Annotated in this window: 13 protein-coding genes; 11 read left to right on the forward strand and 2 right to left on the reverse strand. The window is 68.6% G+C overall.

The window, feature by feature from the left end; translation table 11 throughout:
- Positions 1 to 47: 47 nt before the first annotated feature.
- From ftsH to LQZ85_RS12945, 9 genes are read left to right on the forward strand one after another with little or no spacing between them, the layout of a single operon-like run.
- Entirely contained in the window at positions 48 to 2048 is a 2001-nt protein-coding gene (gene ftsH / locus LQZ85_RS12905) for an ATP-dependent zinc metalloprotease FtsH (RefSeq protein WP_056276765.1), read from the forward strand.
- Positions 2049 to 2051: 3 nt separating this feature from the next.
- Positions 2052 to 2651, forward strand: coding sequence for a GTP cyclohydrolase I (gene folE / locus LQZ85_RS12910; RefSeq protein WP_053098727.1), 600 nt, complete (start codon positions 2052 to 2054; stop codon positions 2649 to 2651).
- Positions 2648 to 3448, forward strand: a complete 801-nt coding sequence (gene folP, locus LQZ85_RS12915; RefSeq protein WP_230100980.1) for a dihydropteroate synthase — start codon at positions 2648 to 2650, stop codon at positions 3446 to 3448. The genes folE and folP overlap by 4 nt, the downstream gene beginning before the upstream one ends.
- Positions 3449 to 3451: 3 nt before the next feature.
- Positions 3452 to 3844: a dihydroneopterin aldolase gene (folB, locus tag LQZ85_RS12920; protein WP_056276771.1), complete on the forward strand. Its 393-nt coding sequence runs from the start codon at positions 3452 to 3454 to the stop codon at positions 3842 to 3844.
- A complete protein-coding gene (gene folK, locus LQZ85_RS12925) occupies positions 3841 to 4380 on the forward strand; it encodes a 2-amino-4-hydroxy-6-hydroxymethyldihydropteridine diphosphokinase (protein WP_230100981.1) in 540 nt (179 codons plus the stop codon). Before folB ends, folK begins: the two co-directional genes overlap by 4 nt.
- A complete protein-coding gene (locus LQZ85_RS12930; RefSeq protein ID WP_230100982.1) occupies positions 4377 to 4874 on the forward strand; it encodes a DUF3180 domain-containing protein in 498 nt (165 codons plus the stop codon). Before folK ends, LQZ85_RS12930 begins: the two co-directional genes overlap by 4 nt.
- The gene (locus LQZ85_RS12935) at positions 4810 to 5406 is read left to right on the forward strand and encodes a PH domain-containing protein (RefSeq protein WP_053098732.1); all 597 of its coding nucleotides are present in this window, start codon (positions 4810 to 4812) and stop codon (positions 5404 to 5406) included. The genes LQZ85_RS12930 and LQZ85_RS12935 overlap by 65 nt, the downstream gene beginning before the upstream one ends.
- Positions 5403 to 7307, forward strand: coding sequence for a PH domain-containing protein (locus LQZ85_RS12940; protein ID WP_230100983.1), 1905 nt, complete (start codon positions 5403 to 5405; stop codon positions 7305 to 7307). Before LQZ85_RS12935 ends, LQZ85_RS12940 begins: the two co-directional genes overlap by 4 nt.
- Positions 7300 to 8004, forward strand: a complete 705-nt coding sequence (locus LQZ85_RS12945; RefSeq protein WP_053098733.1) for a DUF2520 domain-containing protein — start codon at positions 7300 to 7302, stop codon at positions 8002 to 8004. The genes LQZ85_RS12940 and LQZ85_RS12945 overlap by 8 nt, the downstream gene beginning before the upstream one ends.
- 2 nt (positions 8005 to 8006) lie before the next feature.
- Here the strand turns inward: LQZ85_RS12945 and LQZ85_RS12950 are convergent, their stop codons facing one another.
- Positions 8007 to 9848 carry a DUF2207 domain-containing protein gene (locus LQZ85_RS12950; RefSeq protein WP_230100984.1) on the reverse strand — a complete coding sequence of 614 codons (1842 nt, stop codon included), beginning with the start codon at positions 9846 to 9848 and terminating at the stop codon, positions 8007 to 8009.
- 80 nt (positions 9849 to 9928) lie between these two features.
- Here LQZ85_RS12950 and lysS point away from each other — a divergent pair, with 80 nt between their 5' ends.
- Positions 9929 to 11455, forward strand: coding sequence for a lysine--tRNA ligase (lysS, locus tag LQZ85_RS12955; RefSeq protein WP_053098735.1), 1527 nt, complete (start codon positions 9929 to 9931; stop codon positions 11453 to 11455).
- Here lysS and LQZ85_RS12960 read toward each other — a convergent pair.
- Complete coding sequence (locus tag LQZ85_RS12960) at positions 11448 to 12566, reverse strand: DUF4192 family protein (protein WP_230100985.1); 1119 nt, start codon at positions 12564 to 12566, stop codon at positions 11448 to 11450. The genes lysS and LQZ85_RS12960 overlap by 8 nt on opposite strands.
- A 120-nt stretch (positions 12567 to 12686) precedes the next feature.
- Between LQZ85_RS12960 and LQZ85_RS12965 the strand changes: the two genes are divergently transcribed.
- Positions 12687 to 12860, forward strand: a complete 174-nt coding sequence (locus LQZ85_RS12965; protein ID WP_171821981.1) for a hypothetical protein — start codon at positions 12687 to 12689, stop codon at positions 12858 to 12860.
- Positions 12861 to 12959 lie beyond the last annotated feature (99 nt).

Consider the following 12959-nt stretch of genomic DNA (forward strand, 5'->3'; position numbering starts at 1 on the left):
GAACGCACAGCGGCCACCTAGGGCGCGCGCGATACGCTGATCCGACCATGGATGTCAAGAAGCTCACGCGGAACCCGCTGATCTACGTCGCTCTGATCGGACTGCTGCTGTTCGGCGGCTTCCTGCTGATCTCGAACCTCGGCGCCCCCAAGCAGATCACGACCCAGGAGGGTCTCGAGCTGCTCGGCGGCAAGACGGTGACCGAGGTCGTCAACACCGACGGCGACCAGCGGGTCGACATGACCCTGTCCAAGGCCTTCGAGGGCGCGGACAAGGTGCAGTTCTACTACGTCGACGCCCGGGCCGAAGAAGTGGTCACGGCGATCAACGACGCCGACCCGAAGGACGGCTTCAACGATGCCGTTCCGCGTGCGACCTGGTTCGACGGCATCCTCTCCCTTCTTCTTCCTCTCGTGCTGCTCGGCCTGCTGTTCTGGTGGCTCCTGTCGTCGATGCAGGGCGGCGGCGGCAAGGTCATGCAGTTCGGCAAGTCCAAGGCCAAGCTCGTCAACAAGGAGACCCCGACCGTCACCTTCGCCGACGTCGCCGGTGCGGATGAGGCGATCGAGGAGCTCCACGAGATCAAGGAGTTCCTCCAGGACCCGGCCAAGTTCCAGGCCATCGGCGCCCGCATCCCGAAGGGCGTGCTGCTGTACGGCCCTCCCGGAACCGGAAAGACGCTGCTCGCCCGCGCGGTCGCCGGCGAGGCGGGAGCCCCGTTCTACTCGATCTCGGGTTCCGACTTCGTCGAGATGTTCGTCGGTGTCGGCGCATCGCGAGTGCGCGACCTGTTCAACGTGGCGAAGGAGAACTCTCCCGCCATCATCTTCATCGATGAGATCGACGCCGTCGGTCGTCACCGCGGTGCCGGCATGGGCGGCGGAAACGACGAGCGCGAGCAGACGCTCAACCAGATGCTCGTCGAGATGGACGGCTTCGACCCGAACGCGAACGTCATCGTGATCGCCGCGACGAACCGTCCCGACATCCTCGACCCCGCGCTGCTGCGTCCGGGCCGCTTCGACCGCCAGATAGGCGTCGACGCCCCTGACCTCCGCGGCCGCCAGAAGATCCTCGAGGTGCACAGCAAGGGCAAGCCGCTGTCGAAGAGCGTCGACCTCGAGGTCGTCGCCCGCAAGACTCCCGGATTCACGGGTGCCGATCTCGCGAATGTCCTCAATGAGGCCGCGCTGCTGACCGCCCGCTCGAATGCGCAGCTGGTCGACAACCGTGCGCTCGACGAGGCCATCGACCGTGTGATCGCCGGCCCTCAGCGTCGCACCCGCGTGATGAAGGACAAGGAGAAGCTCATCACCGCGTATCACGAGGGCGGTCACGCTCTCGCAGCTGCGGCGATGAACTACACCGACCCTGTGACGAAGATCACGATCCTGCCTCGCGGCAAGGCCCTCGGCTACACGATGGTGCTGCCGCTCGACGACAAGTACTCCGTCACGCGCAACGAGCTGCAGGATCAGCTCACGTACGCGATGGGTGGCCGCGTCGCCGAGGAGATCATCTTCCACGACCCGACCACCGGTGCCTCGAACGACATCGAGAAGGCGACCTCGATCGCCCGCAAGATGGTCATCGAGTACGGCATGACCACCCAGGTGGGTCCGGTCAAGCTCGGTTCCGAGGGTGGCGACATGTTCGTCGCGCGCGACATGGGCCGTGGCCGCGAGTACTCCGAGAAGGTCGCGGAGCGGGTGGATGCCGAGGTGCGCGCACTCATCGAGCAGGCGCACAACGAGGCGTACGAGGTCATCAGCGCCAACCGCGACATCCTCGACAGGCTCGCTCTGGCCCTCCTCGAGGAGGAGACGCTGGACCACAATCAGATCGCCGAGATCTTCACCGAGGTGAAGAAGCTCCCCGAACGTCCGCTGTGGCTCTCGAGCGAAGACCGCCCCGTCTCGGAGCGTCCTCCGATCGAGGTCCCGAAGAAGGACGTCTCGCTGGCTGCTTCGATCCAGGCGCCGGCGTCGGCTCCGCGCACACAGCCAGGATCGGCGGGAGCCGGTCAGGCTCGACCAGCGACGGCCTGACCCGTGTCTGTCGACCGCGCGCGTGTCGAGCGACTCACCAGGGAACTGCTCGAGGCGATCGGCGAAGACCCTGACCGTCCCGGGCTGAAGCAGACGCCGACGCGGATGGGCGATCTGTATGCGGAGTTCTTCGCCGGGGTCGGCGAAGACCCCGCAGCGCCTCTCGCGCACACGATCAGCGTCGCCCGGGGTCCCGCACCCGACACGCTCCCCTCGGGTGCCGTGCTGCTGCGGGACATCCGATTCCGGTCGGTGTGCGAGCACCACCTGCTGCCGTTCGCGGGGCGCGCGCACATCGCCTACCTTCCGGGCGAGCAGGTGGTCGGGCTGGGCGCGCTCGTGCGCGTCGTCGAGATCCTCGCCACCCGCCCCCAGGTGCAGGAACGACTCGGCGAGCAGATCGCCGACACCATCGCGGAGCACCTCGACACCCGCGGAGTGCTCGTCGTGCTGGATGCCAGCCACGGCTGTGTGACGATGCGCGGAGGACGGCAGCCGGAGGCGTCCACGCTGACCATCGCCGCCCGCGGCGAGTACACGGACCCGATCGCGAGGGCGGAGCTCATCGCGCTGATCGGCGCCCCGAGCGCGGGGCACGCATGACGGGGATCTGGGGGGTCGTCAACGTCACGCCCGACTCGTTCAGCGACGGCGGTCGGTATCTCGACGTGGATCGGGCCGTCGAACACGGCCTGCGGCTGCGGACCGAGGGAGCAACCGTGCTCGACGTCGGCGGCGAGTCGACGAGGCCGGGAGCCGAGCGCGTGGGGGCGGAGATCGAGCAGGAGCGCGTGCTCCCCGTGATCGAGCGACTCGTCGCTGAGGGCGCGCCTGTGAGCATCGACACCATCAACGCGTCGACTGCGGCGGCGGCCGTCCGAGCGGGCGCTCGGATCGTCAACGACGTCTCCGGCGGACTCGCCGACCCCGACATGCTGGCTGCCGTCGCCGAGTCCGGCGCGGATTATGCGATCGGCCACTGGCGTGGTTTCTCCGCTGACATGTACGAGCACGCCGAGTATCGTCGTGCCGCCCGCGAGGTCGCGGGAGAGCTGCGCGAGCGCATGGGCGAGGCCGCGGCTGCGGGAATCGCGCCGTCGCGCCTGATCGTCGACCCGGGGATCGGATTCTCGAAGAAGGGCGGCCAGAACTGGGGCGTCCTCCGCGGCCTTGACGAGATCGTCGCGCTGGGGCCACGCGTGCTCGTGGGCACCTCCCGGAAGAGGTTCCTCGCGGAGACCATCGGCGCCGACCCTGCGGCGGTGTCCGAGGCGCGTCGCGACCTCGCGACAGCGGTCACGAGCGCCCTTGCCGCCCGCGCCGGAGTCTGGGCCGTCAGAGTCCACGATGTCGGTGCCACCCGCGATGCTCTGGCCATCGTGCATGCCTGGGAGGGATGAACCATGGATGTCCTCGACGAGATCGTCCTCACCGGACTGACCGTGTTCGGTCGGCACGGCGTGTACGACCACGAGCGGGAGAACGGTCAGGAGTTCACGATCGATCTGCGCCTTCGGATGCCGCTGGACGATGCGGCGTCATCGGACGACGTGGCCGACACGGTGCACTACGGAGAGCTCGCCGAGAGAGTCGCAGAGGTCGTCGCGGGCGAGCCGGTGAACCTCATCGAGACGCTCGCCGATCGCATCGCGGCTGTCGCGCTCGCCGACGCCCGGGTGCACTCCGTCACCGTCACGGTGCACAAGCCGCATGCTCCGATCGCCCTGACCTTCTCGGACGTCGCCGTCACCGTGCACCGGGCGCGACAGCAGTTCGCCGAGGAGGAGTCGCGATGAGTCGCAATCTGGCGAACCCGCCGAGTCTCCCCGGCTCGCGACCCGGGCGCGAGGATGCCGTCGCGGTCGTCGCCTTCGGCGCGAATCTCGGTGATCGCGAAGGCACGATCCGCGCCGCCGCCGAGCGCATCTCGCGACTGCCGCTGGTCAGAGACGTGCGGTTGTCCTCGTTGATCGAAACCGTCGCGCTGCGGCTCGACGGGCCGGATCCCGACGCCCCGGGGTATGTGAACGCGGTCGCCCTGGTCACCTCCCGCCTCGCTCCGTCGATCCTGCTCGGCATGCTGCACGCGATCGAAGACGAGTACGGCCGCGAGCGCCTGGAGAGATGGGGCGATCGGACACTCGACCTCGACCTGATCGCCTACGGTGACGAGTCGGCGGAGGGTGACGGACTGCAGCTGCCGCATCCCCGTGCGTTCGAGAGGTTGTTCGTCCTCGAGCCGTGGCTCGAACTCGATCGTGACGCAGTGCTTCCCGGTGCGGGTCGGGTCGCCGACCTCGTCGCGGATCTGCGACGCCGGGAGCAGCGATGAAGCGCACCTCGATCGGACTCCTCGTGCTCCTCGCCGTGCTCGCCGCCGGCGGGGGCTTCGTCCTCGACCACATGCTGACGGCGATGGGCCGCACGACCTTCACGCCGTCGTTGCTGCTGCCCGTGCTGCTCCTGCTCATCAGCGCAGCCTCGCTGGGCGTCGCCTGGCCCGTGCGCGCGAGTGTCCGCAACGGCGTCCGCATCGATCCGTTCCGTGCGACGCGCGCGGTGACGCTGGCCCGCGCGTCCAGTCTCGTCGGGGCGATCATGGCGGGGTTCGGAGCGGGCCTCTTGGCGTTCCTCCTCTCCCGGCCGATCGATCCCCCGGTAGGGTCGACTGTGGCGATGCTGGCACTGATCGGAAGCGCGGTCGTGCTGGCCGTCGCCGCGCTCATCGCCGAACAGTTCTGCATACTTCCGAAGGATCCTGATGACTCAGAACCCAGAGATCGAGCCGGGGATCCCGGCCCCGCTGAACTCGGCGGAGGTCACTGACCGCGCGGCCCTCGACCAGGGCACGTACCCGCAGCTGCGCACCGCGCGCAGCGAGGCGAGACTCGAGCTCGACGGGACCTGGCATCAGATCTCACCTCGCTACGTGGTCTCGCAGAACGTGCAGAACCTGATCTTCATCGCCGTCGTCCTCGCGGTCGCGGCGGTTCTCGCGCTCGTGCTGCATCAGACCTGGGCGTGGATCCCGGCGGGTGTCGTCGTGCTCATCACGCTGATCACCATGGTCATCCTGCCGAGGCAGGCGAGGGCCATCGGATACATGCTCCGCGAAGACGACATCGTCTTCCGCAAGGGCATCCTCTGGCAGCGCATGATCGCCGTGCCCTACGGACGTATGCAGCTCGTCGATATCACCCAGGGGCCGCTGGATCGCGCGTTCGGCATCTCCCAGCTGAAGATGGTCACCGCCGCCGCGACGACCGGAGTGCAGATCCCCGGTCTCACCCAGACGGCGGCAGAAGCGCTGCGGGACACCCTGATCGAGGTCGCCGAGACTCGCCGGACGGGCCTGTGAGCGAGCACCAGCCGCCGGCACCGACGGGAGAGCGGCCCAGCGCGGCCACCGGGCGCGAGACCCTCGCCGACGGCGAGTGGCATCGGATGCATCCGCTCACCCCGCTCTTCAAGGGCGGGCTGGCCCTCATCATCATCGCGGGCATCGCGATCGCCAACCTTCGCGACCGTCTGATCGCCTGGTTCGTCGACCTCTTCACCCCCGAAGAGGCGCAGTACGACTACAGCGGCGGGGATCCCGTCGACTGGGTGCTGCAGAACAACCTCATCGTCATCGTGCTGCTCAGCGTGCTCGGACTGGTCGTCATCCTCGTCCTCATCTTCTGGTTCATCTGGCGCTTCCAGCAGTTCCGGATCACGGGGGATCACGTCGAGGTTCGCAAGGGAATCGTCTTCCGCTCGCACCGTCGCGCTCCGCTCGACCGGGTGCAGGGCGTCAACCTCACCCGTCCGTTCCCCGCGCGCATCATCGGACTCGCGAAGCTCGAGGTCGTCGGTGCCGGCACCGATTCCAACGTCGAGCTCGAGTACCTCGCGACTCCGCGCGCAGAGGCGGTGCGCACCGACATCCTGCGCCTCGCCTCGGGTGCGCGCGCGGCCAGACTCACAGCTGCGGACGCCGCGGCCGGCGTGCGCTCCTCTGACGCCGCAGGCTCGGGGACGGTCGCGCCCGGTTCGGCACGGGCACAGCTCGTCGGATCGATGAACGCCGGCGTCAACGATCTGATCAGCGGCGTCGACCTCGCCGACGTCGAGCCCGAGAGTGTGGTGAAGATCCCGACGGGGCGTCTCGTCGGCTCCCAGCTCATCTCGAGCGTCCTCTGGCTCATCTTCTTCGGGATCATCTTCGGCGTCGCGGTCGGCGGCGTCGCGATCGGCTCGCTGATCGACGGAGACCCCATCGGCGGGTTCCTCGGTCTGGGGATCACGCTGGGGATCGCGATCCCCATGATCATCGCGATCGTCGGAATCACCTGGGCGCAGATCTCGAAGTCGCTGCGCTACTCGATCGCCCCGACGCCGGACGGCGTGCGGATCACCTACGGTCTGCTGACGACCGTGACCGAGACGCTGCCGCCTGGACGCATCTTCGCCGTGGAGGTCACGCAGTCGCTGCTGTGGCGGCCGTTCGGCTGGTGGACCATCAGGATCAACCGCATGAGCGGCAAGAGCGCCGCTCAGCAGTCGTCAGGTTCGGCGCAGCAGTTCAGCGTCGTGCTGCCGGTCGGCAAGCGCGCCGATGTCGAACGCGTGCTCGCGCTGATCCTTCCCGATGCTCCGGTCGCCGACATCCCGCTCGTGTGGGAGCACGGCATTCTCGGGCCGGTCGAGGGCGACCCGTACCGGACGATGCCTCGGCGCGCATGGTGGCGCAGGCCCGTGTCGTGGAAGCGTCACGGCTTCGCGTTGACCGAGTTCGGACTCCTGCTCCGGCGTGGCATCGTCTGGCGCAAGCTGGCGATCTTCCCGCTCGCCCGGCTGCAGGGAGTGTCGCTCTCGCAGGGGCCGATCGACCGTGCGCAGCGTGTGTCCGGTGCGCAGGTGCACTCCGTGCAGGGGCTCATCACGGGCTATCTGTCGGGTCTCGAACGCGATGACGCGCTGTACCTGCTCGACAGGGTGAGCTCGGCAGCGGTCGCCGCCGCCGCGCGCGATCACACCCACCGGTGGGGCGAATACGTGACGGATGCCGAGGGAGCGCAGGTTCCCGGGTACCCGGTCGCCGGGGCGGATGCCGCTGCAGGCGTCTCCGGGACCCCGCTGCCTCCTCCGGCTCCGCCTGTCGCGCCACCGGCTCCGCCTGTCGCGCCACCGGCTCCGCCTGTCGTGCCTCCGGCTCCGCCTGTCGCTCCGCCCGTACCTCCGGCCCCGCCCGCAGCGCCGGCTCCGAACGGTGAGTGATCCGACGCGCCGCGATGGGCGCCTCGGAGTCGGCATCATCGGCGCGGGACGAGTGGGGCCGGTCATCGGCGCGGCTCTCGCCGGAGCAGGACACGCGATCATCGGCATCACGAGCGGCTCTGACGACGACCGTGCGTCAGCGGTGCTGCCGGACGTCCCGATCCTCGATGCGCTGGAGGTCGTGCGTCGCAGCGAGCTGGTCGTGGTGGCCGTTCCTCACGATCAGCTGGCGGGCCTGATCGCGGGCATCGCCGAGGTCGGAGGCTGGCAGCTCGGCCAGCTCGTGCTGCACACGGACCCCGGTCACGGCATCGAGGTGCTGCGACCGGCGGCCTCGAGCGGTGCGATCCCGCTCGCCGTGCATCCGGCGATCACCTTCACGGGCACGTCGATCGATCTGCGTCAGCTGCAGGCGAGCTATGCGGCGGTCACCGCTCCGGCGGCGGTGCTTCCCATCGCACAGGCTCTGGCAGTCGAGATGGGATGCGAGCCGGTCGTGATCTCGGAGGCGGATCGGGAGGCCTACGCCGACGCGATCCAGACCGTCACCGAGTTCTCACGCTCGATCATCGCGCAGTCCACCTCGCGCCTCGGTGAACTCGGCGTCGAGAACCCGGGGGGATACCTCTCCGCCCTGGTGCAGTCGACGGTCGAACGGGCGCTCCGCGATGCGTCAGGGCCGCCCCCTCTGCTCTGACGTCAGCGACCGCCCGAGAAGCCGCCTCCACCGCCTCCGCCGGAGAAGCCGCCGCCGAACGATCCGCCTGCGCTCGACGACGAGCTCGCACTCGGTGCCGCGTACGTCGCGGACGCGTGCGACGTCGCAGCGAACGCCACGAGCTGACCGCGGACGAAGGGCGCGCTGGGATCCCCGATCCACGACGCGCCTCGTTGCTCGTAGGCGTACACCTGCTCGAGAATGGCGCCCCATTCGTTCTCCATGCCGAACAGCATCGCGTAGGGGAGCAGGCGCTCGTAGACGACGATCACGTTCGCGCTGCCGTCCTGTCGCCTCTCGGCGCCCGTGTACGACTGGAGCATCCGGAGTCGATCGGCTTCGGCGACGCGGATGAACTCTCTGACGCCCATGAGGTATTCGTACTGTCGGGCGCCTTCGGCGGTGAGGACGGTGTGCTTCGAGAAGCCGTAGAAGGAGGACAGGAGAACGAGGAAGACACCGAACGCGATCGCGACGAACGCAGGAATCGCTGTGACACGTCCGCCGATGATCCCCCAGAGGCCGAGGGCGAAGCCTGCGAGCACGACGCCGATCGCACACCACTGCAGGATCATCGCGCCCCTGCTGCGCGCCTTGGTGGTGAGGCCGCGTGACACCGCTGCCTCGATGCCGCTCTGCGACAGCGTCTTCATGCGGGCCGCGAAGTCCTCGCTCGAACTCGGAACCTCGGCGACTCCTGCGGCGTCGGCGCCGACGAAGAGCGCATCCAGTGCCTGGGCGTCGAGCTCGTCAGGAATCCTCCCACCCGGAAGGCGTCGCAGCCGTGGCTGCTCGACGTCGGTGCCCTCCTCGATGCGCAGCAGGCCGCGTACCGCGAGGTGGATGATCTCTGCGGGGATCGGGTCTTTGGCGCCGGGCACGATCCCGGCGGCCAGCAGTGGCGGCAGCGAATCCGGCACGTCGTACTGCGCGACGATGATGCCGCTGGATGTGCGTCGCTTCTTCTTGAACGCCGACACGGCGATCCAGCTTCCGACCGAGAGCCCGAGCCCGCCCAGTGCCGCGATCGCGGGAACGGTGTCGGTCACGGGATCGGGCTGCCGAGCCGACGGCTGCACAGCGGTGCCAGGGTCGAATCCGACGGCGACCGTGATCCCCTCGCCGGGGGAGAGCTCTTTCGCCTCGACAGCGAACTGCGCGCCGTCGGGCGACGCGACGAGGTCGCACTCGTTCGTCGATCCCTGGTAGCCGGTGTAGCAGCGGGCGTTTCCGGTCAACCGATCCGTCATCGTCTCGTCGAACACGATCTCCGCACGGAAGTCCTCGACGGGCTGCGTGCTGTCGAGAGGAAGGAGGTCCCAGTAGAACTCGTCGACTCCGGAGTCTGCCGCCAGGATCACGTCGCGCATCTCGTATTCGAGCACGTAGGTCGTGAGTCCGCGCACGTAGTCGTCGTCGCCGGTGAGCACCAGCAGCAGCCCGTCCTCCTGCTCGGTCTCGTAGGGCACGTCGGCCCCGGTCTCGTCGGTCACCGACAGCACTCGCACATCGAGCCACGCGTTCTCGTAGCTCGTCGGAAGGCCGCGGACGATCCCCTTGTTCTGATCGACCTCGGGGAATCGAGCCGTGAGGGACTCGGTGACGTGCATGTGCGAGCGGCCGTCGTCGTCGAGACCCACCTCGTACCGTGCATCCCACGATGCGTAGGAGAAGTCGTCCACGTCGGCGCGGATTGCGGTCGAGGCGCCGGCGGCGGGTGCGGGTCCCGCCACTGCTGCAGCTGCCGGTGTCGTGGGCACGAGCAGTGCAGCGGCGGTGAGACCGATCGTGACGAGCGTGCGGGCGAGTCTGGTGGCTGCCATGCTTCGAGGCTACCCAGACTCGACCGCAGGGTGAGGGGTCGGACCTCGGTAAACTGGACACGACTTTCAAGGAGCCCCGAATGACTGACGCGTCTGCCGCGCCCGAGACGACCACCGCCGCCACCGAAGAAGACGTCCACGAGCAGAAGGCCGTGCGCCTGGCGAAGCGCGAGCGTCTGGTCGCGAACCGCGCGGATGCCGGCGGGGGCGCGTTCCCTGTCAGCGTGCCGGTGACTCACCAGATCCCGGCGCTGCGCGCCGAGTACGGCGAGCTCGAGGCGGGTGCCGAGACGGGCGTCGTCGTCGGAGTCGCAGGTCGTGTGGTGTTCAGTCGCAATACGGGCAAGCTGTGCTTCGCGACGCTGCAGGCCGGCGACGGCTCGCGGATCCAGGCGATGATCTCGCTCGCGAACGTCGGGGAGCAGTCGCTCGCCGATTGGAAGGAGTACGTCGACCTCGGGGATCACGTCTTCGTGCACGGCGAGGTGATCTCCAGCCGCCGAGGCGAGCTGTCGATCATGGCCGACGGGTGGGCGATCGCCTCGAAGGCGATCCTGCCGCTCCCGAATGCGTACTCGGAGCTCAGTGAAGAGGGCCGGGTCCGCAGCCGCTACCTCGACCTGATCGTCCGCGAGCAGGCGCGCACGACTGTCCGCGCTCGTGCGGCGGTGAACGCGAGCCTGCGAGCGACGTTCGGCAGCCACGACTACCTCGAGGTCGAGACCCCGATGCTGCAGGTGCAGCACGGTGGAGCGTCCGCTCGCCCGTTCGTCACCCATTCGAACGCGTTCGACACGGAGCTCTACCTGCGGATCGCGCCCGAGCTGTACCTGAAACGTGCCGTGGTCGGCGGCATCGAGCGGGTGTACGAGATCAACCGCAACTTCCGCAACGAGGGCGCAGACTCGACCCACAGCCCCGAGTTCGCGATGCTCGAGGCCTATCAGGCCTATGGCGACTACAACCAGATGGCCGCGCTGACGCAGGAGCTGGTGCAGCAGGCGGCGATCGCGGTCGCCGGTTCGACCACGGTCACCTGGGCGGACGGCACCGAGTACGACCTCGGTGGCGAATGGGATCGCATCTCGATGTACGAGTCGCTGTCGGCGGCATCCGGTCGCACGATCACCCCGAGCGATCCGGTCGAGGACCTGATCGCCTTCGCCGAGGCGAACGGCGTGGACCTGCCTGCTCAGGCCACGCACGGCAAGCTCGTCGAAGAGCTGTGGGAGCACTTCGTGAAGGGCGACCTCGTGCGCCCGACCTTCGTCATGGACTTCCCCGTCGACACCTCGCCCCTCGTTCGCGAGCACCGCTCGATCGAGGGCGTCGTGGAGAAGTGGGATCTGTACATCCGCGGGTTCGAGCTGGCGACCGGATACTCCGAGCTCGTCGACCCCGTCATCCAGCGCGAGCGCTTCGTCGAGCAGGCGAAGCTCGCCGCCCGCGGTGACGTCGAGGCGATGCCGGTCGATGAGGAGTTCCTGCGGGCGCTCGAGCACGGCATGCCGCCGTCCGGCGGCATGGGCATGGGCATCGATCGCCTGCTGATGGCGATCACCGGGCTCGGCATCCGCGAGACCATCCTCTTCCCCCTCGTCAAATAGCGGGCGTCGCGCCGCGTCTGAACGCCCACTCCGGCAGCATGGCCGCGTCGATCATCGACGCGAGCAGCGCGGCGAGACCGTACTCGGGATCGATCGCCCGCACGAGATCGAGGTACTGCGCGGCATGGCTCGAGCGGCCGAGTGCCCACGAGAGCCATGCCGCAGCGGTGAGCGGAGCGGGTCTCGCCGCATGCGGGGCGAGAGCGGCAGCCGTGCGGACGAGTGAGAGGGCGACTGCGAGTCGCTGCGGATCAGGAGTGGGTCCCCGGCCGAGGAAGACATCGCCCAGGTCGTCGGGCACCCTGGTCGTCGCGCCCGCGAAGTCGAGCTGCGCCTGGAGCGTGCGCTCGCCGCCGCGCGCATCGGTCGCCCATTGGGTCAGCGCGACGTCTCGGAAGAGCGGGCGATCGAGGCACCAGAGGAGGGCCGCGGTGGCGAACGGCGGCAGATCGTCCGGGGATGCCAGAACGGACTCGAAGAAGGCCGGGATGTCCTCGAGGAGCACGAGCGCCGCGATCGCCTGAGGGTTCTCCGTGCTCGTCGCCCCAGGTGTGCCGCCTCGTTCGAGGAGACCGCTGACGTCACGCAGTGCGCGCCCCACCCGCTCCTTGTCGGCGAAGCCGGCCGCAGGAAGAGCAGCACCGGACAGCTGGTCCCCGGAGACGTCACCGACACCCGGCACCTCGGGTGCGCGGCGGTCGAGACGGCGGACCTGCGGATCTCCGTCGAGGTAGCTCGACCACCCGTCGGGGGTCACGCAGAGCGCATCGACGATACGCAGTCCGGCGTCCTCCGCCCGACCCAGCACTTCATCGACCTCGACGGCGAAGGGGAGCACCAGCCCGTCGCGTGTGCGCTGCACGGTGTCATCCGTATAGACCACGAGGGCGACCGCATCCGTCCGCTCGACTCGCGAGACGAGGCCGACCGCGGCATCCGCGTAGTCGGCGAGGTCGTCGTGGCTGCGGGGGAGGTCGAGTCGCATCGCGCCGTACGTGCGGGTGCCACGGAACGGCAGCAGGACGAGGCTCTCAGTCGGGGTGAAGCCTGCGACAGAGGGGACGATGCTGAGGAACTCAGCGGAGCCGGAAGCGCGGAGCAGTGTTGTCATCCGGCGAGTCTCATCGCACGAGCACGCTCGCGGTCGGTCTCCACAGCGCCGATGGTCTATCCCCCTTCTGCGCCCGAGTGTGGAGGAGCAGTGGGGTAGTGAGTCGCGTACCATGGAGCCATGGAGAACTTCTGGCTCGCAGCCGCATGGTCGCTCATCCCGACCATCGGGGTGAGCGTCGTGTTCTTCTTCGTGCTCCGCGGAATCCTGCGGTTCGATCGCACCGAACGCAAGGTGCACGCACGGATCGAAGCCGAGGAGCGGGCCGCACGCGGTCTGCCGCCGCGCTCCTGAGCGGCGTCGGAACCATCGGCTACTGTGTAGCCAGCGCACCGTCATCGGTGCCCACTGAAGCGCCCGGCGTCGAAGTGCCGAGCGGCCGAGAGGACGAGG

The organism is Microbacterium sp. Bi98, assembly GCF_918698045.1.
Lineage (GTDB): Bacteria > Actinomycetota > Actinomycetes > Actinomycetales > Microbacteriaceae > Microbacterium.